The organism is Acinetobacter sp. NRRL B-65365, from assembly GCF_001605865.1.
Taxonomy (GTDB): domain Bacteria; phylum Pseudomonadota; class Gammaproteobacteria; order Pseudomonadales; family Moraxellaceae; genus Acinetobacter; species Acinetobacter vivianii.
This window is the reverse complement of sequence record NZ_LRPD01000015.1, coordinates 1-21097: the sequence shown is the minus strand read 5'-3', so window position 1 is coordinate 21097 and position 21097 is coordinate 1. Positions and strand designations below refer to the sequence as shown.

The 21097-nt window shown below is 41.8% G+C and carries 19 protein-coding genes and 1 pseudogene; 8 read left to right on the top strand and 12 right to left on the bottom strand.

Annotated features, from left to right (window positions below; translation table 11 throughout):
- Positions 1 to 38: 38 nt before the first annotated feature.
- Positions 39 to 794, bottom strand: coding sequence for a DUF4261 domain-containing protein (locus tag AWW72_RS08030; protein WP_062847042.1), 756 nt, complete (start codon positions 792 to 794; stop codon positions 39 to 41).
- A gap of 231 nt (positions 795 to 1025) precedes the next feature.
- Here AWW72_RS08030 and AWW72_RS08025 point away from each other — a divergent pair, with 231 nt between their 5' ends.
- Positions 1026 to 2219: an MFS transporter gene (locus AWW72_RS08025; protein WP_062847011.1), complete on the top strand. Its 1194-nt coding sequence runs from the start codon at positions 1026 to 1028 to the stop codon at positions 2217 to 2219.
- A gap of 61 nt (positions 2220 to 2280) precedes the next feature.
- Positions 2281 to 3045: a tRNA threonylcarbamoyladenosine dehydratase gene (locus AWW72_RS08020; protein ID WP_004774601.1), complete on the top strand. Its 765-nt coding sequence runs from the start codon at positions 2281 to 2283 to the stop codon at positions 3043 to 3045.
- A gap of 13 nt (positions 3046 to 3058) precedes the next feature.
- On the opposite strand, the gene AWW72_RS08015 is transcribed toward AWW72_RS08020, so the two are convergent.
- From AWW72_RS08015 to AWW72_RS08000, 4 genes are all read right to left on the bottom strand, one after another.
- Positions 3059 to 3538, bottom strand: coding sequence for a CHAP domain-containing protein (locus AWW72_RS08015; protein ID WP_004774602.1), 480 nt, complete (start codon positions 3536 to 3538; stop codon positions 3059 to 3061).
- 261 nt (positions 3539 to 3799) lie between these two features.
- A complete protein-coding gene (gene dusA / locus AWW72_RS08010; protein ID WP_062847010.1) occupies positions 3800 to 4804 on the bottom strand; it encodes a tRNA dihydrouridine(20/20a) synthase DusA in 1005 nt (334 codons plus the stop codon).
- A gap of 113 nt (positions 4805 to 4917) precedes the next feature.
- Positions 4918 to 6114, bottom strand: a complete 1197-nt coding sequence (locus AWW72_RS08005) for an MFS transporter (RefSeq protein WP_062847009.1) — start codon at positions 6112 to 6114, stop codon at positions 4918 to 4920.
- Between the two features lie 18 nt (positions 6115 to 6132).
- Complete coding sequence (locus tag AWW72_RS08000) at positions 6133 to 6552, bottom strand: RidA family protein (protein ID WP_062847008.1); 420 nt, start codon at positions 6550 to 6552, stop codon at positions 6133 to 6135.
- A 68-nt stretch (positions 6553 to 6620) separates the two neighbouring features.
- Between AWW72_RS08000 and soxR the strand changes: the two genes are divergently transcribed.
- The 4 genes from soxR (at position 6621) to AWW72_RS07980 (ending at position 10734) form a co-directional block, all read left to right on the top strand.
- Positions 6621 to 7115, top strand: a complete 495-nt coding sequence (gene soxR, locus AWW72_RS07995) for a redox-sensitive transcriptional activator SoxR (RefSeq protein ID WP_155757784.1) — start codon at positions 6621 to 6623, stop codon at positions 7113 to 7115.
- 698 nt (positions 7116 to 7813) lie between these two features.
- Positions 7814 to 8941 (top strand): Re/Si-specific NAD(P)(+) transhydrogenase subunit alpha, encoded by a 1128-nt coding sequence (locus AWW72_RS07990; protein ID WP_004774655.1) that lies wholly within the window; start codon positions 7814 to 7816, stop codon positions 8939 to 8941.
- Positions 8942 to 8952: 11 nt separating this feature from the next.
- On the top strand, positions 8953 to 9276 hold the full coding sequence (locus tag AWW72_RS07985; RefSeq protein WP_004774657.1) for a proton-translocating transhydrogenase family protein: 324 nt from the start codon (positions 8953 to 8955) through the stop codon (positions 9274 to 9276).
- Positions 9277 to 9279: 3 nt separating this feature from the next.
- Positions 9280 to 10734 (top strand): NAD(P)(+) transhydrogenase (Re/Si-specific) subunit beta, encoded by a 1455-nt coding sequence (locus tag AWW72_RS07980; RefSeq protein WP_009509823.1) that lies wholly within the window; start codon positions 9280 to 9282, stop codon positions 10732 to 10734.
- 67 nt (positions 10735 to 10801) lie between these two features.
- Here AWW72_RS07980 and AWW72_RS07975 read toward each other — a convergent pair whose 3' ends face one another.
- Both AWW72_RS07975 and AWW72_RS07970 read right to left on the bottom strand, forming a co-directional pair.
- Positions 10802 to 11623, bottom strand: a complete 822-nt coding sequence (locus tag AWW72_RS07975; RefSeq protein WP_062847007.1) for an SDR family NAD(P)-dependent oxidoreductase — start codon at positions 11621 to 11623, stop codon at positions 10802 to 10804.
- A gap of 181 nt (positions 11624 to 11804) precedes the next feature.
- Positions 11805 to 12425: pseudogene (locus tag AWW72_RS07970) on the bottom strand (NUDIX hydrolase).
- 348 nt (positions 12426 to 12773) lie between these two features.
- Here AWW72_RS07970 and AWW72_RS07960 point away from each other — a divergent pair.
- On the top strand, positions 12774 to 14045 hold the full coding sequence (locus tag AWW72_RS07960; protein ID WP_062847005.1) for a hypothetical protein: 1272 nt from the start codon (positions 12774 to 12776) through the stop codon (positions 14043 to 14045).
- 41 nt (positions 14046 to 14086) lie between these two features.
- Here the strand turns inward: AWW72_RS07960 and rsfS are convergent, their stop codons facing one another.
- From rsfS to AWW72_RS07935, 5 genes are all read right to left on the bottom strand, one after another.
- Positions 14087 to 14485 carry a ribosome silencing factor gene (gene rsfS, locus AWW72_RS07955; RefSeq protein ID WP_004774663.1) on the bottom strand — a complete coding sequence of 133 codons (399 nt, stop codon included), beginning with the start codon at positions 14483 to 14485 and terminating at the stop codon, positions 14087 to 14089.
- An 81-nt stretch (positions 14486 to 14566) separates the two neighbouring features.
- Positions 14567 to 15361: a hydroxypyruvate isomerase family protein gene (locus tag AWW72_RS07950; protein WP_062847004.1), complete on the bottom strand. Its 795-nt coding sequence runs from the start codon at positions 15359 to 15361 to the stop codon at positions 14567 to 14569.
- A gap of 30 nt (positions 15362 to 15391) precedes the next feature.
- Positions 15392 to 16258 (bottom strand): NAD(P)-dependent oxidoreductase, encoded by an 867-nt coding sequence (locus AWW72_RS07945; RefSeq protein ID WP_062847003.1) that lies wholly within the window; start codon positions 16256 to 16258, stop codon positions 15392 to 15394.
- A gap of 21 nt (positions 16259 to 16279) precedes the next feature.
- Positions 16280 to 17068 carry a crotonase/enoyl-CoA hydratase family protein gene (locus AWW72_RS07940; protein ID WP_047431694.1) on the bottom strand — a complete coding sequence of 263 codons (789 nt, stop codon included), beginning with the start codon at positions 17066 to 17068 and terminating at the stop codon, positions 16280 to 16282.
- A 75-nt stretch (positions 17069 to 17143) separates the two neighbouring features.
- The gene (locus AWW72_RS07935; protein WP_062847002.1) at positions 17144 to 19954 is read right to left on the bottom strand and encodes a GacS-like sensor histidine kinase; all 2811 of its coding nucleotides are present in this window, start codon (positions 19952 to 19954) and stop codon (positions 17144 to 17146) included.
- A 149-nt stretch (positions 19955 to 20103) separates the two neighbouring features.
- Between AWW72_RS07935 and cysM the strand changes: the two genes are divergently transcribed.
- A complete protein-coding gene (gene cysM, locus AWW72_RS07930) occupies positions 20104 to 21027 on the top strand; it encodes a cysteine synthase CysM (protein WP_062847041.1) in 924 nt (307 codons plus the stop codon).
- Positions 21028 to 21097: the final 70 nt, after the last annotated feature.

Sequence of the window (21097 nt, the reverse complement as noted above, 5' to 3'; positions counted from 1 at the left end):
GCCCTGTAAATTTACAGGGCTTTTTTTCACGTCAAAATTTAGCTAAATTTGAATAACTTCTTTAAGCTAAAGTTCGGCTTCAACCACCAAACACCCCATCGATTAAAATATAGTGAGTCCTTCTCGAAGAAATCACTCGATTCTTTTCTATGAAGTTTTAATACTTCGGCACCTTCTTCTACAGAAAAAGTTTGTTTCTCTAAAAGTGTTGGGTTTTCTATAAGGAGATAGAGTAAAAATTGATTCAAAATATATGAAGCATGTTCTACTTTTAAATCTATACATCCATCAGATTTCCCAAATTGATGCATGCCACAAGAATAAAGTGAGTCCTGATCATAAACAGTTGCAATAAATGCCTTATATAAATCAAATAGATTCTCTGCATCGAACTTTAGCCAATCAGATCGAAGATGAGTTATTCCAGATGTTTCAATTTTAATGGCTAAGCCACCCGCTTTGAGTAGAGCCTGACCCAATAATAAAGCGTGTTGTGCTAACGCTATTGATCCAGCTTCGCAAATCACATAAATGACCATATGATGTTGTTCGATTTCTTGTAATTCTCGCTCTGAAAAACGATTCATACTCTGCTGCCTAAATACCTGACTGACGTTAGGATCATTTTGATATTCTTCAATTTCAGCAAAATAATCACTGGTTAAAGATTTAATAATTACACCTGCGTAAATATATCCTGTGTCATAAGTAAGGAGAGCATGTAATAAGTCTTGATGATTTTTCCAGATACCAGGAATACATAAGATAATATTTTGTTGATCTTGTTTATTCATAATTATGTTTTCGAATGAATTATTTTTTATCATACAATAATCCTTGTTAGTTTCCTTTTTTATTTACGATGCAATGGATTCTAATAACTTGAGTTAGGTTGTTGGGCTAGTTACTTTTTTAATAAAATCTCTAAAATAAGAGTTAAAAAAATGAAAGGTTAATTTCCTTATTTTTTTGTTTAAATTTTAGCGGTTCAGAGTTAAGGTGTTTTTAATTAATCATTAAGGATGATGGCTTTGAATCAACTGCCACGATATGTTTATTATTTATTGGTTGCACAAGCATTTAATTTAATTGCAGCAGTATTATCGGTAACGGTTTCAGCAATTGTGGGGTTAAAACTTGCACCCACGCAGGCCTTGGCGACAGTGCCCTATGGTTTGCAGTTTTTAGCGATATTAATGACCACCTTTATCTTTTCATTTTTAATGAAAAAGCTAGGGCGACATCTGGTGTTCCAGTTGGGATGCATTTGTCTGTTTCTGGCAGGTGTGTTTGGTTATCTTGCCTTACAGACTGAACAGTTTTATTTATTGTGTCTCAGTCACTTTTCACTCGGTTTATTCATTTCTACGGCTAACTTTTACCGCTTTGCTGCCTCGGATCGTCTAGCATCAGATTTAATCCCGAAAGCGACAGCGATGGTCATTTCTGGTGGTGTAGTTGCCGCTGTAATTGCACCGATGTTAGCGATTCAGTTTCAACAGATACAAGGCTTACCTGATTTTACTGCGATCTATTTAATTTTCAGTGTATTGGCTGTGTTGTTATCGCCAATTTTGTATTTATGGAATCAGAAATTTAAATTACAGCAGGCACAGCAAGTTGTGATTGATAGCATACAGCGCGCTAAATTACCGATTAATCTGATTATCTCGGCTGTGATCAGTGGGGCATTTGCCTATTATGTGATGAATGTCATGATGATTATGTCTTCTTTACATTTAAAGGAACATCATTCATTTCAGTACGCTTCGATCTCTATCCAGCTCCATGTCTTGGCCATGTTTATTCCTTCTTTCTTTGTGTCTAAGCTGATTCAACGTTGGGGAACGCATCGCACGATCTATGCGGGTTTTATTTTACTGATGTTGTCTTCTTTGATTCCAATGCTTGGACAAGAGGGGCTTTATATTAATGCTGCCCTGATTGTATTGGGTGTGGGCTGGAACTTTGCATATTCTGGTGCCTCTACCTTACTGGCTGGATTAAATGAACAGCAAAAGCATCGTGTACAAGGTATGAATGAAACAATCATTGCCTTATGCGCAACTTTAGGCGCTTTCCTGCCAGCACCGATTTTGACTCAGTTGGGCTGGGTGAATGCCAATCTGCTGGCGCTACTGTTGAGTGCTGCTATTTTTGTGGTCTTGCTGATGTTAAGCCGACGCCACCAATTCACGGGCAAAGTCTCATCTTCCTAACCCAAACCGCATGAAACACGTTAAAATAGTGCTTTGCTGAAATATATAGATCACCACTGTTATGACCGATGTACCTGTAAATGATGAATATGACCGCCGTTTTGCTGGTGTTGCCAAAATTTATGGAGAAAGTGCATTTGCTCATTATGAGCAAAGCCATGTCATGGTCATCGGGATTGGTGGTGTAGGAAGCTGGGCAGTTGAAGCACTGGCACGTACGGGAATTGGTGAGCTCACTTTAGTCGATATGGATGTCGTTGCGGCATCGAATATTAACCGTCAATTGCCTGCAATGAGTTCGACACTGGGACAAGAGAAAATTGAAGTGATGGCTGAACGTTGCCGTCAGATTAATCCACGCATGAAAGTGAATGTGATTGATGACTATCTCACACCAGAAAATGTCAAAGAAATATTAGATCCAGTTCCGACGATCATTTTAGATTGTATTGATGATGTCAAAGCCAAGCTTGCTTTGATGTTGCATTGTCGCTTTAACAAGATTCCCTTGATTGTTTCGGGCGGTGCAGGCGGTAAGCTGGACCCACTGAAAATTCGTGTCGCAGATTTGTCGAAGACCGAGCAAGATCCGATGTTGGCAAAGTTGCGTACTCAACTTCGATCTATGGGGATTTGTAAAAAGCCAAAAGAGAAATTTGGCATCACTTGCGTTTATTCGATCGATAATCCATTTTCGAGCGCAGAGGTGTGTCCAAGTGCGGGTCTACGTTGTGGGGGCTATGGTTCTGCAGTGGTGGTGACGTCAAGCTTTGCGATGGTTGCCGTTGCGGAAGTCCTGAAAAAACTGGATAAGCTCAGGACTTAAATCTTCTGAACGATTAAGCTTGTGGATATTGCGGTGCTAAGCGGTAATAGCTGTAAGTGACATTGGGATCTTTATAAACGTCATAGCTGCGTTGCTTATAGTCAGACACCCATTGTGAACCTGTGAAGCCTGCAATATGGCCGTAACGATGTTTTTTAGTGCGGTGAATAATATAAATATCACCTGGCTGAGGGTTATTAAAATCAGGCGTAATTTGTTGATAGCCGATTTGTTTTAAGGTGCCACCCCAGTCTGAAGCTGCGACAGGGTGTTGTACGATTTTAGCCCCTGCGGATTGTAAAGCGATTCTGACGAATTTGGCACATTGAGATGAGCTGCGATACGATGCTCTTTTAGCGAGCTTTTGAGAGAATTTATCTACATCAATCCCTGCTACTGATGGAGGCTTCGGCATTTCTCGATAAGGGATAACCACCTGTTGCGAGGGTGGGTGAATCATACTGTGATCAACTGAAGGTACATCATAAATCATTGTGAATCTCTACCGCATTTTCAAAACAACTGAACGTGTGCCAGAATCTATTACGCGGCACATAGTAAGCGATAAAACTCAAAAAAACCAAAATGTAATGTAATAATATAACAATTTTTGCGATTTATAATGAAATCTTAATGAAGATTTTTTGAAGATTACCTTAATTATAAGGAAGTTAAGTTCGACCCCAGAAAAAATTTCAGATTTGTAAAATCATATTTCACAGTGTGATTAAGTTGGCATTTTTTAAAGCATCAATCAGGATTGATGCTCTTTTAGGTAGTCTTCGGTACGTTGCATGGCGGCCTGAATATTTTGAATGGCATTTTCAATATCACTAATCGTTTTTGCATTACCACCACTGAGTGCCTGACGCCATTTTCGTGCACCTGGCAAGTTCTGGAATAGACCTAAAATATGGCGTGTGATAATGGATAATGGCGCACCCTCTGCAACACGTTGATGAATATACGGCATCATCTGTTGCATGATTTCGAAACGATCAGGCGCTTCTAGATTCCAGAGTTGTCCCATTTCTGCGAGAAGATACGGGTTGTGATAGGCTTCACGGCCAATCATCACCCCATCAACATGCTGTAAATGTTGCTGGGTTTCTTCAAAGGTTTTAATGCCACCATTGATTTCAATGGTCAGGTGAGGACGTTGCAGTTTCAGGCGATATACATCTTCATAACGTAAAGGGGGTACATCACGGTTTTCTTTTGGTGAGAGACCCTGCAAGATCGCAATACGCGCATGCACGATAAAATGAGTACAACCCGTTGCCGCTACAGTATCGACAAAATGCAGCATTTCTTCATAAGACTGCATATCATCAATCCCGATACGATGTTTGACCGTCACAGGAATCGATACGGCTTTTTGCATGCTATGAATACACTCGGCGACCAGATTAGGCTCCGCCATTAAGCATGCACCAATTTTATTATTCTGAACGCGATCGCTTGGACAGCCGACATTTAAGTTGACTTCATCATAACCCCAGTCCTCTGCCATTTTGGTACAGGTCGCGAGTTCTTGTGGGTTTGAACCACCGAGTTGTAACACGATTGGGTGTTCTTCTTTGTTGAAGTCAAGATGACGATTGGCACCACCGTAAATAATCGCACCCGTTGTCACCATTTCGGTATAGAGCACCACATTTGGATTAAACAGGCGTGCAAAAAAACGATAGTCTTTTGTTGTCCAATCCATCATTGGCGCAACGGAAATACGTGGCTTTAATGATTCTAGTGATTGCATAAAGGGCTCTCGGATGTGGACAAGAAAAGAAAGGGCAGCATTATACGAGTTTTAAGAAAATTTCACCAATGCTCATCCCGATCACTTCAATTTTTAAGCATCAATATGAAAATTCAAGACGCTACAATCTTGTTTTGCTTGGTCGCAAGATAATCTATAAAACTAAATAACATGCAGGCAAAGACCAGACTGAAGCCCGCCAGACAGGTTGCACTCCAGCCGCCATGATTCCATGCAAAAATCCCTAACGCAGAACCGCCAGCACCGCCAGTGAAGTAGGCCGTCATATAAATGGCATTAATCCGTGATTTGGCATCAGGGCGTAAACGGAAAATAATACTCTGGTTACTGGTATGGACTAATGCTAAGGCCAACTGGATCAATGCAAAACCAAGAATATAGCTCACTAAAGTCGTTTGACCGAAATAGAAAAATATCCAGCTGAGAATGAATAAGGCACAACCGATCCAAGTCAGTCTGCTGGTATAGCCCTGATCTGCATATTTACCAATATATTGGGTAGAAAGCGCCCCAAAAATACCGACCAGCGGTACCATACCAATCAGCAGGTCTTGTAGATGATGGGCTGAAGTCAATAATAGGGCGATGGTTGAATATAAAATACTGACTGCTGCAAAGGCAAAACCACCCGCAAGTGCGCGTAACACCAAGCGCTTTTCCTGTTTAAGCAGTTGTGCCATGGAGACAAAAACCTGACTATAATTCAGCTTCATACGCATGACATAAGGCAGACGGCTTTTCAAGGCATAGGCCAGAATCAGCATTAAAATGCCACTCACTACATAGATGACTTTCCAGTGAAACAGGTTGGAAAACAAGCCTGCGAGACTGGTTGAAAGTAAGATACCGACCAGTAAACCACTCATTAAAAAGCCAATCACTTCTCCTGTTTTTTCAGGCTTTACCGTCATGGTCGCGAGTGGAATTAGTACCTGAGCTGCCACTGAAAATAGACCCGCCATCACTGTGCCAAGCCATAACATCGGTAAATTTACTGAAAAGGCACTGATGAATAAGCCAATAGCACATAACCCCATGAGTAAAGGAATAAATCGGGTTTTATTGACCACATCGCCCATTGGAACAATGAACAAAAGACCGAGTGCATACGACACTTGAGCAAAGGTTACGGTCAGGGCAGCTTGACCTTCAGTAACAGAAAAGTATTGCTGAATCGAATGAATCAAAGGCTGACTATAATAGTTGGCACCCGCACATAAACCGCACGCTGCCGCCATAAACCAAAGTAAAGTTTTATTTTGACTGATATCTTCTTGGGGGATAGACATAGGATTCTCTATTCTGATTTATGCGGTATAAGCGGTGGCTTCGATTTCGACTTGCATGTTTTCTAGGGCTAGCGCAGGTACAGGAATCAGGGTGCAGGCCGGAAATGCTTGATCTTTCCATAAGCTTTGCATGATAGCTACCAGCGCCTGAAGCTTATCAGCATCATGATCGACCACCAGAATACGTAGCACGGCAATATCTGACTGTTGCGCTTGGGCTGAAGCTAATGCCTGCTGAATATTATAGAAGACTTGTTGTACCTGTTGGTCAAAATATTTAGAAAGCTCGCCATTTTTATTTTCTCCACCCTGACCTGCAATATGAATAATACGCATATTGGGTTTTATGATCGCAACGTGACTATAGCCATTGCTGCGCGGGTCATAGAGCGCATCGGGATTGATCAATTGAAATGCATCTGTATGGGGCTGATTCATGGCTAAAACTCATTCTGGTTGCTGTGGTATGTTAGTATCAAAGCTCAAGTTAACTAGAGGTCAAGCAGATTTTGAAAGAACAATTACAGACTTGGCTGAGTATTGGCGAACTGGCGAAAAGAAGTGGTGTTTCAGTACCAACCATTCGTTTCTATGAAGAAAAAGAATTGATTTGGGGTACGCGAACAGCAGGCAATCAACGCCGTTATCAACGGGCTATGTTAAGAAGGATTGCAATTATTAAAGCAGCCCAGCAAGTCGGGATTAGCTTGCAACAGATTAAAGAGACCTTTGCGACCCTACCTAAGCAGCAAGTTGCCACAAAAAAAGATTGGCAAATCATGTCACAACAATGGCAGGGACAGCTTGATCAGCAAATTATGATGTTGCTACAGCTACGTCAACAACTGGATCAATGTATTGGCTGTGGCTGCCTGTCTTTGGAGCAATGTCCGCTACGAAACCCAGAAGATTGTCTCGCAGAAGAGGCGATGGGGGCACATTTTCAGGAAATTTTACTGTTGCTAAACCAGAATGATGAAGCAGATAATTTAACTGTTTAATTTTTGCACCAATACTGTGCAAAAATGCGGCTTTTGCTAGACAAAACGATACAAATATCACTTGAAAAAATGCCTACTCAAGTTTTTACATTTCTTTTTGGTTTTTCTTAGGGTTCATATCAATTCAATTCAGATTTATTGATAAGGGAATTTGTCATTTCATCATAAGTCATCCAGCAAGTATTGCTGATACATTCATAAAGAAGTCGCCGAAACGACCACGAGAAAACGGAGATAAGCCAATCCCACTCTCTACCGGCATGTCTATGATGCTGATTCAACCCATTATTTTTGAACAACCAGAATAAAGAGCAAAGCGCTATAAATGGAACTTGGTTCAATGCTGTTCAAGATAAGGATGATGTGTGGATTTGTTGAATAAATACAGCGTAGACATGCCTTTTAATCGAGAATACTGCGCTTAAAACTGAACAGATGATGATTAATACTAATCAAAATTTCATATTGAGAATATATGAGTGGAGAGGTTTGCTTTACAAAAAGTCAAACATGCTGAGCATACAAGTTTTCAATATAAATGTGAATCATCAGTTCAAAATATGGGTATTTATTAAATAAATATTGGGTGGAAATTTAAAAAACTTCCATTAGAATCCAAATTTCTACAAAGAATACTCCTGGGGGAAACATTGCTATTTGCGATGTTTACTTAAGAAAAACTAGCTTGAGGGACGCTCATGCAGATCGGAATCCCAACCGAAACTGTCGCTGGTGAAAGTCGTGTAGCGGCTACACCGGAAACAGTAAAGAAGTTGATTAACGCAGGTCATAGCGTTGTCATTGAACGTGGTGCTGGTGTTAAAGCTGCGTATATTGACAGTGCTTATGAACAAGTTGGCGCAACCATTACGGACGATGCATATACAGGCAGCCAAATTATTTTGAAGGTACGTGCCCCTAAAGGCGATGAAATTCAAAAACTTGCGGCGAATACGACTGTGGTTGCAATGTTTGACCCTTACCGCAATCCAGAATTAGACCAGTTTGCTACTCAGCAAGTGTCTGCTTTTGCTTTAGAACTGCTTCCACGTACGCTGTCACGTGCACAAAACATGGATGTACTTTCTTCTCAGGCAAACTTGGCAGGCTATAAGTCTGTATTGTTAGCAGCGGCTGAATATCAACGTATGTTCCCAATGTTAATGACGGCAGCAGGTACAGTAAAACCTGCACGTGTTGTGATTATGGGTGTTGGTGTTGCTGGTCTTCAGGCGATTGCAACTGCGAAACGTTTGGGTGCTGTTGTGGAAGCAACAGACTTACGTCCGACCGCAAAAGAGCAAGTTGAATCTTTAGGCGGCAAATGGCTAGACGTGCCAATGTCCGATGAAGAAAAGCAACGTGCTGCTGAAGCTGCGAAAAGCGGTTATGGTTGGCAGCCAGGTGAGCAATACATCAAAGATCAAGCTGCGATTGTAGATAAAGCTGTATCAAATGCTGACATCGTAATCACCACTGCATTGATTCCAGGTCGTAATGCTCCGCGTTTAATTAAAGCTGAAACCGTTGCCAAAATGAAACCGGGTTCTGTCATTTTAGATATGGCAGTTGAGACGGGTGGTAACGTTGAAGGTTCTAAAGAAGGCGAAACTGTAACAACTGAAAATGGCGTGAAAATTTTGGGTATTCCAAACATTCCTGGCACGGTTGCAACAGAAGCATCGGCATTGTATGCGCGTAACGTTTTTAACTTCCTTGAGACATTATTCGACAAAGAGAAAGGCTTTGCGATTAATCAGGAAGATGAAATCCAGAAAGCGTTACTTGTGGCACATGGCGGTCAAGTACTGCTCAAGCGCGGTTAAGGAGAGTTCTCATGGTTGAAACGATTACAATTTTCGTCCTTGCCATCTTCGTAGGTTATTACGTGGTGTGGGGCGTAACACCTGCATTGCATACCCCTTTAATGGCGGTAACCAACGCGTTGTCTTCAATTATTGTAGTTGGCGCGATGATCCAGACAGTGGGTATGCCTGCGATTGGTGTTGATGCAAATGTTGCATTCCAAAGTGTCAATGTGGTGAGTGTGCTTGGTGCGATTGCTGTGTTCTTGGCGAGCATTAACATCTTCGGTGGCTTTGCTGTAACTGCTCGTATGCTTGAAATGTTCAAGCCGAAGCAAAAGAAAAAAGAGGGCTAAGCGATGGAATTCATTCGAGACTATGCGGATTGGTTCTACCTGATTGGTGCTGTCCTCTTTATCTTAACCTTACGTGGTTTGTCTGGTCCTAAGACTGCAATTGCGGGTAACCGTTACGGTATGATCGCAATGGCGATTGCTGTTGTGACGACTTTCTTTGTTGCTGAACATCCAGTGGTTTGGATGATTGGCGGTGCAATGGTGTTAGGGGCTGTTGTTGGTATAGCACGTGCGAAAACTGTTCCAATGACACAAATGCCTGAAACTGTAGCATTGATGCACTCTTTGGTCGGTTTGGCTGCGGTATTGATTGCGATTGCTGCGATCTTGCATAACAACCAGCTCACTGCATTGTTTGCGCAAAATGAAGCTGCTTTAACGGCTGCGGGTGTTCAACATGCACATATGAGTTCAGTTCATTTATTTGAATTGTTCGTAGGTTGCTTCGTTGGTGCGATTACATTCACTGCATCTGTATTTGCTTACGGTAAATTGGCTGCAAAGAAATGGGCAAAAACAATCTCTGGTGCATGGGTTAAACCTGTTCAGGCCATCATCTTTATTGCAATGCTGGCGTGTGGTTTCTACTTCTTTACCACAGGTAACATGACTGCGTTCTGGGCAATGACAGCACTTGCACTTGCATTTGGTTGGGTATGGATTGCACCAGTGGGCGGTGGTGATATGCCAGTCGTGGTATCACTGTTGAACTCATTCTCTGGTTGGGCAGCGGCAGGTATTGGTTTCACACTTGAAAACAATATGTTGATCGTTGCAGGTTCGCTGGTTGGTTCTTCAGGTGCGATTCTTTCTTACATCATGTGTAAGGCGATGAACCGTTCAATCATCAACGTATTGTTTGGTGGTGCAATGGGAGGTGCAGCAGTTGCGTCAGCAGACAAAGGTGAGCAAGTTCAACGTAACCACCGTTCTGGTTCAGCAGATGATGCAGGCTTCCTGATGTCAAATGCAGACAGCGTTGTGATTGTACCGGGTTACGGTATGGCGCAAGGTCGTGCACAGAATGCTGTTAAAGAGTTGTGTGAAATCTTGAAAGAGCAGGGTGTAAAAGTTCGCTTTGCGATTCACCCAGTTGCGGGCCGTATGCCTGGTCACATGAACGTATTGTTGGCAGAAGCAGATGTTGCGTATGAAGACATCTTGGAAATGGATGAGATCAACTCAGACTTCCCTGCAACAGACGTAGTACTTGTGATTGGTGCGAACGACGTTGTTAACCCAGCAGCGAAAGATGATCCAAGTTCACCAATTTACGGTATGCCGATCCTTGAAGCGCATAAAGCACGTACCATCATGGTGATCAAACGCTCTATGGCAACAGGTTATGCTGGCCTAGACAATGACTTGTTCTACAATGAAAAAACCATGATGATCTTTGGTGATGCCAAGAAAGTTGTGGAAGATATGACGAAAGCAATTAATGGTGGTGGTCACTAATCTGACCTCAATCAAGATTGTAAAAGCCACCCTTGGGTGGCTTTTTTTTATTTGAAGTTATTTTTGTTTAAATAAACTTTTCAACAAGGTTCATAGACTGTTGATATAGGTCACGTGCCAGTTGCTGATTTTTGGCATGTGAAGATTTCCAGTCAGGCATATGCGCACTGACATATTCTCCATTGCGTTTTGCCCATTCATCTCCAATCGCCATTTGGGTAATCAGTTTTGCTGGAACAGAGGTGGGAACTAAGCCGAGTTTCATTGCTGCATAAACAGGTTTAGGTAGGTCGCGATAAATATCAGAGGCAACCCCACCAGGGTGTAAGGCATTATTGGTGATTGAGCTATCTGCCAGTTGTTCTGCGAGGGCATTACTCAGCAATAAATTGGCAAGTTTGGATTGTCCATAATAAAACAAGGGGTTGTAAAAACCTTCTGCACGGAATTTATTGGGTTTGATTGAGCCTGCCCAATGTGCAATCGAGGCTAAATGGACAATCCGTGCTTGAGGAGATTGTTTTAAAACAGGAAGCAGTTTTTGCGTCAATAAAAAATGACCGAGATAATTGACACCAAATTGTTGCTCGAAGCCATCGGCTGTCAGCTGTTTGGTCTTGGCAAATAAGCCCGCATTGTTGATCAACACATCCAGCTTACCGTAACGATCTGCGATTTCATCGGCTGCTTTTCGGGTAAATTCAAGGCTGTTGAGGTCGAGGGAGATAAGATCGACTTGTCCTTGGTCGAGTGCGCGTAACTTGCTTTGTGCTTCTTGCGCCTTTTGTGGGTTTCTGCATGCGAGAATCACGTGTTGCCCTTGTTTAACCAACTGTTCTGCCGTGGCAAAACCAATGCCAGTATTGGCACCTGTAATCAGTATTTTCACTTCCTGTACTCCAGTTATGCTATTTATTGGTGGGATTGCAAGAATCTGTATAGTGCTAGAATTTTGACAATTTGTCATGTCAAAATTAGTTGTGGGTGATAACTGGTATTTGCTGGTCCTTAAGATGGCAAAGATATTGTTTTTTGGGATTATATTTTTTGATGAGTTTCAGAATTGAATGTTAATCGAAATAAGTACTCTCAGGTAGTTCTTGTCGTAACTCAAAAAATTGGTGGATTTGTGTTTCTGTAACACGAGCTGTCGAAATAGGAGGTAATTCATTTCTACCAAAGCATCCAACTTCAGATGTTTCAATACTTGGTTTTAACTCACCTCCAATGAGTTCACACCAAAAGAAAGCCTTATACACATGTAAAAACATGGCTGGATGAGGATGTTTTCTTCGATCCGTCAGTGCAAGAAGTCTTGTTGCTTTAACTTCTAATCCTGTTTACTCTAACACTTCTTTTTCAGCATTCTCTGCTGCTGAGTAGCCAATATCAGCCCAGCCGCCCGGAATGGACCATAAGCCATCTTGTGTTTCTTTGGCTAATAAGAGTTTATTTTCTTTAAATACAACTGCACGTACATCTATTTTAGGTGTTGCATATCCGACATCTTGAAGCACATCTGCAATAAAGTCTTGAGTGTCAATTTCTTTTAAATCAATTAACGTGCGGACATAACTAATAATTTGGTCATAACGTTCTTTGTCATAGACATCTTTTGAGTAGTACAAACCTGTTTGCGCGAGTCCAGTAATTTTGTTAAGCGTTTCAATCCATTCAGTTGAATCTTTCATATTGTTTTAGATTTAATGGGTGATGGGTGTATTTATACTAGCATTGTTGTGTTGATTGGCAATCAGAAGAAAAATTTGTGAAGCTAGAGAAGGGAGTAATAAAAACTGTGTGAAAGAGATTCTCGTGGGTGATCTAAATATAAAAAAAGCGACCGATTCGGTCGCTTTTTTGGAGAGCTTTACGCTACAGATCTGGGTGCGCGCCATAAGCTTTCTAGGCCAGAAGCTAAACATGATTATTACTATGCGGGTTAAAATTGATGAAATTCGTTTTCATTAACTTTCTATTTATTTATAAAACAGCTTTAATGTCTTGCAGTGATAATTTTATAAAATGTTTTGAATATAATGACTCCAGATAAGTTACAGAAGTATATTAACCAACTTTATTGGTATGATGGATACGAGCGTGAAGCTGCCTTGAAACACTTAAAGGGGTGTTTTGAACCAATCTTATTTCCGCATTTGTTGCGCAAATTAAGCGATTATGTACCTATTAACCGAAAACTAGCAGCTCAACATTTATTGAGATGGGGTGACCGGCCTGAATGTATAGATCTTTGTCTTGATTACTTTCTTGATATTTATGCGATTCAAAAAAGAATTCGTATCGTGGGTGAGATTGAAGATATATTGATGAGGAAAATATCCCAGAATTTGGATAAGGTAAAACCTGTATTACGTTTTAAGCAAGGAAAACTCAGTCGAACGCTTTATCACTATCTTTTAGATAAAAAATTACTTTCGGAGCTTGAGCTGGTAGAGATAGCACAATTCGCCAATGATCAAGGAATTCGTAAATACTGGATTTCTTTTGTTGTGAAGCAAGATGTTGCATTCATAAAGCAGCAGCTAATAAAAACGCAATACGCTGATGTTAAAAAAGCAATTTTATATGAATTGCAACAACGGGGTGAGTTGGATGAAGTTATTCTACTTCAAGCACTGAATAGTCAGTATTTATCAATCATCGATATTGCTATTTTTGAGTTAAAACAACGGAATTTTGATTTTTCTAAATACTTTGAAAAGTTCTTAATCCCTTCTTCTTTAACTGAACAAAAAGTTAGACTCGGGTTGATGCAAATGTTGTTATTAAAATGGGATAAGCAGGACTTTTATTCTTTGATTAAGTTTTTAAATCAACCTTCTGTTTTATTTGTTGTTTTATATAAGGCGATGAAGTTGGAATATTTTGATTTAAATGAAGTTGTGAAAGTGCTGGAAGAAAAACAACTAAGATTACCTTTTTATTTGTTGAGAAAATTTATTTTACTTGAACGTATTCAACCTAGACAGCTTGATAATCTTTATCAATTCAGTAATGAGCAGCTTGGTATAGCTCAACGTTTAGAGGCTTACGATCATTTTTCTTTTTGGAATAAGTTTGATTGGCTTATCTGCCTATGGAAATATGGTCATACCAACAGAGAAAAACAGATTCTAGTAGAAAAGGTTAAGGAATTATTAAGTGAGGTCCAGTATCAGTACTATAAGCCAATTTGGACGAATGAAGAGAAATCGGAGCGGGCTGCTTTATTTGCTACCTTTTGTCAGGTTTTTAATCTCACAGAACAATATCAAGTGGAATGTGAAAAAGTCCAGGAGTTACTTACTTAAATATAAAAAAGCGACCGATTCGGTCGCTTTTTTGGAGAGCTTTACGCTACAGATTCGGGTGCACGCCATAAGCTTTCTAGGTCATAGAACTTACGCGCGGTTGGTAACATCACATGTACCACAACGAAACCGAGATCAATTAAGATCCATTCAGCATCGCGTTCACCTTCGACACCGATTGGGCGGAAACCTGCTTTACGTGCTTCATCAGCAACATTATCTGCAAGGGCTTTAACATGACGAGTCGATGTACCGCTTGCAATTACAATTGCATCGGCAACATTGCTGATCGTACTTACGTCAAGTTCAAGAATATCTTTGGCTTTTACATCAGTGAGAGCTTCATGTACAACTTTAAGGCAAGCCTGTACATCTTTGTTCGCTGTTTTGATTTTTAGGTCGTGAGAATTAGAAGCGCTGGGCGATGGTTCTAAATTCATAGAGGGTATATTTTCCTGACAATTGCTCATTGTCAAATATACCGTTTTTCTCTAAAAAGTTCAAATTTTAGCAGTAACAGTTTATGTATTCACATCATTGGAAAAGTACTTCTTTTTCCATGCAAAAGATTGATCTGACTGGGTTTTTGGTCGATATTCCGCCGCAATGAGACCTCGATAGTCACTTTGTAGCAACCAGTCAAAGATCTGTTTATACGGGATATTTCCTGTATCTGGCTCATGGCGGCCGGGACAGTCGGCAAATTGGATATGTCCAATCTGGTGTAGATTTTCTTGTAGCCCAGCTAAAACATCTTCACCCATCATCGCCATATGGTAGCAATCATATTGCATCTTTAAGGCAGGGTGGTGGACGGCCTCCAGCATTTCCTGACCTTGTGCAATGTTCTGGATCAAAAAGCGTGGCATATCGGTACCATTAATCATCTCAAAAACAGGCTCAATTCCTTGCTCGGTGAACATGTGGCAAGCAAGCTTCAAGTTGCTGGCCAGTGTATTCAGGCAAGGCAGCAGATCCGCATCCAGCGGTTGTTTACCAGCCAGAATATTAACGCGCGGCACATTGAGTGCATTGGCATAGCGAATTGCCAGTTCAAGTGCTTGATGGAATTCAATTTCACGGCCGGGAATCCCAGCTAGACCATTACCACCTTGCATCAGATCGCCAGCAGGAACATTGATCAGGCATAAAGAAAGATTATATTGTTCGAGTTGGGTACGGATATCAATAATGTCTAATTCATAAGGAAATTGAATTTCAACCTGTTGAAATCCGTGTGCATGGGCTAAAGCAAAACGCTCAATTAAAGGGACTTCCGTAAAAATCATTGATAAATTGACTGCGAGATGGCTCATATTCTGACTCCCTGAATCAATAGACCCTGTTTATTGTTCTATAACTTTGATAATAGTAGCTAAATCCTTCTCGGCAAAGCCATTTTCTTGGTGGGCTTGTAACTGTAGTAGAGCTTTTTGTGCCACAGGTATCTTTAAGTTAAAACTTTGTGCGAGTTGTAGTGCATTGTTGAGGTCTTTTGACAAAGTTTGCACTTTCCATTGCACAGGTTCAAAGGTATCAGTTGCCATACGAGGGGCAAGAATCTGGAACGGTTTTGAGTCGGCAAAGCCGCCTGCAAGGGCGGGTGCCAGTAGTGTGGTGTCAACGCCTGCCTGATCTGCCAGTGCCACCGCTTCAGCAATTAAAGTGCTGTTGGCAGCCACAATCAGTTGATTGCAAATCTTGGTGGCCTGACCTGTACCAGATTCACCCATACGGGTCACCCGCTGAGAAAGAACTTGATAAATTGGACTAAGTTGCTGGATAGTTGCTGTATCTCCACCCGCAAAAATGACTAAGCTTCCTTGTTCAGCGCCCATGGTTCCGCCTGATACAGGAGAGTCAATCCATGTTACTCCCTGTTGCTGTGCTGCTTGTGCGAGGTTTAGCGTAGCGGCAACGGACAAGCTGGAAAAATCAACAATGATTTGCTGCGCTTTTAAGTTAGGTTGAATCTGGGAAAAGACACTTTGAACGGCCTGATCATCTGCCAGACAAGTCAAAATGACGGGATAATTTCCAATTTTTTTTAATTCTAGACTTTGAGCACCTTGTTGGATCAGTGCTTCACATGCATGTGGGCTACGGTTCCAGACTGCCACGTGATAACCTGCTTGCAGTAGCCTGCTCGCCATACGTGTCCCCATTAAACCCATACCTAGAAATGCGATTGGTGTTTGTTGATTAACATGCATGTGAATGTACTCTGGTTGTGCTTATTTATATTGACGAGGCAGGAACTCAACCTCTGGATTTTTGTCTTTCTTACGCGCAAGACTGCTATTTTTACCTAATAGTAGTTTAAGTTGCCAAAGCTTTTCTAGGCGTAATGCTTTTTCTGGCTGGTGTTCCATTGCATCCAGAACGCGTTTTGCTGCCATAATCGCATCTGGTGAACGCTGTAAAATCTCTTCCGCAATGAGATTTGCCTTTGCCAATGGATCATTGTCTAAATGTGTCACTAGACCAATTTCTTTGGCGTATTCAGCATCAAAAATACGCGCAGTCAAGGTAAGTTCTTTGGCAAGATCAACGCCAATCAGACCTTTGAGCGAACGGGTCAGTCCCATATCTGGGACGAGGCCCCAGCGGCTTTCCATAATTGACATTTTAGTGGTTGGTGTTGCAATGCGAATGTCCGCTGCAAGTGCCAGTTGCATGCCCGCGCCAAAGCAATAGCCTTCAATGGCTGCAATCACAGGGATCGGCAGGTTCTGCCAGATTAAAAATGCTTTTTGAAACAGGCTTTGTCCAGGCTTGATCAATTCCCATGCTGCAAATGCTGTATTCTTCGGATTATTTAGATCAGACAGATCGATGCCAGCACTAAATACATTGGCTTCACCTGTTAAGATGACACAACGGATTGAACGGTCTTTTTCAATTTTTTTTGCGGTTGCAACCAGTTCTTTTAGCAAAGCAAAGCTCATTGCATTGCGTTTGTCTGGCCGGTTTAAAGAAACGGTTGCAATTCCATTGTTCTTTTCAACGCGTAAAAGTGCCATCTGTCTTACTCTTATTGTGTTCGATGAGGCAGCATAGCATGAGTGTCAGAGTTGAAACATGACACCCCAGTCACGTTAACTGTCGTGCGCATGCAAGATTAAATTTGCTGCCAGTCTGACTTGTTCAATGGCAGTATTTAGCTCACTGAAACGATGATTGGTTTCACGGATAAATTGATCATCTGCTTTGCGACGCTCTTTACGTAAGGTCGAGACAAATTGTTCAAATTCACCTGAAACCTGTTGCAGGTTTGGCGTGCCGACATAACGCGTTGCGCCATATAAACGATGCAGCACATGCTCAAGTTGTGGAAAGTCTTCCATTTCAATCAACTGCTGCATTTCAGCAAGTTCAGTATCAAAACTATCGACCAGCATGCCTAACAGGTCTTGCGCCAGATCTTCTTTATTGGCAGCCAACTGAATACTTTGTTGCCAGTTGAGAATATTTGGATCAATCGATTCGATTGGACGTTTTTGTTCAATATTGACTGGCTGGGCACTAAAGTTATTCTTGGTCCAATGTGTCAGGATTTGAATGATCTGTTCCATCTGAATCGGTTTGGTTACGTAATCGTTCATACCGACTTTGAGTAACTTCTGCTTTTCGTCTGCCAGTGCATGTGCGGTGAGGGCAATGATTGGCAGTTGCATGCCATTATCTAGAGTTGATTCTAAAGAGCGAATCGCACGGGTCGTATCAATACCAGACATCACAGGCATTTGAATATCCATAAACACCAGATCGAATGGTGGTGATTTTTGTTCAATACGTTCCTGAATAATGTCGATGGCTTTCTGTCCGCTTAACGCTTTGGTAGTGGTGACATTGAGTTCACCCAGTAAAGCTTCAAGCACAATCAGGTTGGGTAGATGATCATCGACAGCTAGGACGTGTAGACCTTGACCATTAAAGTCTTCAGGTTCCTGTTCAAAAATAGGCTGGTTGCCGAGCAACTGAACCAGTTCACGACGACTGAGCGGTTGATAGAGCGGACGTGCGCGATATTCATTAAGCATATTCGGATCAAGGCTCATCTGGTAGCCATAAACCGCAAGATTGCCGTGATAACGCTGACGGATTTCTTTTAGTAATGCTTCGGTATCGCCGCTGTGATCCACAATCAGCCAAGTGCTTTCTTGCTGGTTGAGATGATTTAAACGACTGAACAGATCCAGAATAGATTGGGTTTCAATATGTGAAACACGATAATTTTCCAGATATGAGCGCAGAACGCTGGCTGTTGCAGGATGGGCCAGATAAGACACTACTTGCAAATGGTCAAAATGAGGATGTTCCACAAACTCATCTTGTTCTTCCACTTTAAAGGATGCGGTAAACCAGAAGGTCGAACCTTTTTCTGTTGGCGCGCGCTCCTGATTATCCTCAAAGCCAATCTGACCATGCATCAAATGTACGAGCTGCTTGGAAATAGCCAGACCGAGTCCAGTACCACCAAATTGACGGGTAACCGAGGCATCCCCTTGAGAAAAGGATTCAAATAATTTTTTACGGTCAGTACCACTTAAGCCAATACCACTGTCCTGTACGCTGAAATGCAATAAACATTGTCCAATCTCATCATCTTCCATACGCACCCGTACGATGATTTCACCATCAGGGGTAAATTTGATCGCATTGGAAATTAGGTTGGTCAGAATCTGTTTAAAGCGTAGCGCATCACCAACCACATGCTGTGGAATGTTTTCAGCATAATAGAAGGCCATATTGATATGCTTTTGTGCCGCCAGAGGCGAGAGCATATCCATCACATCGAAGATGGCTTCTTCAAGGTCAAACGGGGCGGTTTCGAGTTCTAATTTGCCCGCATCAATTTTAGAAAAGTCTAGTACATCATTAATCAGTGCCAGTAGGTGCGCAGAGGATTTTCGAATCGTTTGCAGATAGAGATTTTGTTCATTGCTCAGGTTTTGCTGACGCAGCAACAAATGAATAAAGCCATCAATACTGTTCAGTGGCGTTCTAAGCTCATGACTGATATTGGCCAGGAAAACAGACTTGGATTGATTCGATGAAATTGCTTGGTCACGCGCCTGACGATAAGTAATGTTCTGAACTTCTAAGGTATCTAAGGTTCTGCGTAAATCTTCTTCGGTTTGTTCGGTATGTTCTTTTAATTCGAGAAAGCTAAAGTGTAGACGTTTCACCACGTTGGCAATGTCACGCTGGAGTAAACGCAGTTCACCGGTACTGTTTACGACAATGTGCTGATCGAGTGTATCCGCATTGAGACGTTGCATTTGCATACGAATCTCATAGATCGGTGCGAGCCAGCGGCGGGAGAACACATTCAGGCAGAACAGTAAAATGAGAATGGTCAATAAGCCTGTGACCACCAATGACAGTAAAACTTTATAACGAGCCAGTTCCAGCGGTTGATTATCCAGCTCAATCATCAGCCAGACAGAGTCAGGATTGCCGCTGTCCAGTTTTGCACCATAAATATTGTTGTGATTATGAGAAATGGGGCCAAAAAAATTACTGTTATTGGGGAAATTAGGCCAGAAACGGTTGTTTTGATAACCGACACTTAAATAGGTCTGTCCTTTATTATCAATCAGCACCGCACGTTGTAAATTCTTTTCATCAAACATTTTTTGCATGATGTTTTGCGCGCGATCATATTGATCAGGTTGCTCTTGAACCAGCTTTAATAAATCATTTGCCGTTTGATGATAGCGTGCCAAAATCGCAGAAGCATCTGAGCGCTGTTGTTGTTTGGCTGAGTTGGTCGTTTCGGCTAAAACCCAAAGAATTCCTACACTTGTCAAAATCGCAATTGGCACAAGAATAAGTGCAATCAACTGCCCATAAGCATGATTGAGGCGTAAACGTTTCGATATGGTCTTATTGAAATTTGACATAGTTCGGTCAGATTTATCATTCTGCGCAATATCTTAGCATGCTTTCTGATAAGCGCAGACATCTGCTTGCCAATAAAAAGCAGAGTGAAATGGTGCAGTATTTCTGTTTTTTTCATACAATAGTCGCCACCTTAATATCGGTGTCGATCATGACGAATACGCAAACTGATTTTTTAGCAGATGAATTTTTACTTGATTATTATGTCGGTAAAACCCCTTTAGTACGTTTGCAGCGTTTAGCGTGTCATACCCAGGCCACGGTATTAGCCAAATTAGAAGGTAACAATCCAGCAGGTTCAGTCAAGGATCGTCCTGCTTATAACATGATTGTACAGGCCGAAAAACGTGGGCAGATTCAGCCAGGCGATACCTTGATTGAAGCCACCAGTGGCAATACCGGTATTGCTTTGGCAATGGTTGCGGCAATGCGCGGTTATAAAATGAAACTGATCATGCCGAACAACATGAGTCAGGAACGTAAAGATGCCATGCTGGCCTATGGTGCAGAGTTGATTGAAGTGACTCAGCAGCAAGGGATGGAAGGCGCACGTGACCTCGCTATGCAAATGCAGGCAGAAGGTAAGGGTTTTGTTCTGAACCAGTTTGGTAACCCTGATAATGTTGAAGCGCATTACCTGACTACAGGGCCTGAAATCTGGAAGCAAACAGGTGGCAAGATTACCCATTTTGTCAGCTCGATGGGCACCACCGGTACCATCATGGGTGTTTCTAAATATTTGAAAGAACAAAACCCTGATATTCAGATTGTTGGTTTACAACCTTCAGATGGTTCAAGCATCGCGGGGATTCGCCGCTGGCCTGAAGAATATCTGCCAACTATTTTTGATCGTCGTCGTGTCGACCGTATTATTGATATTCCCCAGATTGAAGCTGAAAAAACCATGCGTAAGCTTGCGCGTACTGAAGGTATCAGTGCAGGTACATCATCAGGTGGTGCAGTTTGGGCATCGGTTAAAATTGCCGAAGAAACACCTGATGCCGTGATTGTCTGCATTATCTGTGACCGCGGTGACCGTTATTTATCAACAGGTTTATTTTCAGTTCAAGATTAGAATCTCCCCCTAACCCTCGTCTTTAAAAAAGAGGGGGAACTCCTCCCTTTTATAAAAGGGGGGGTGGGAG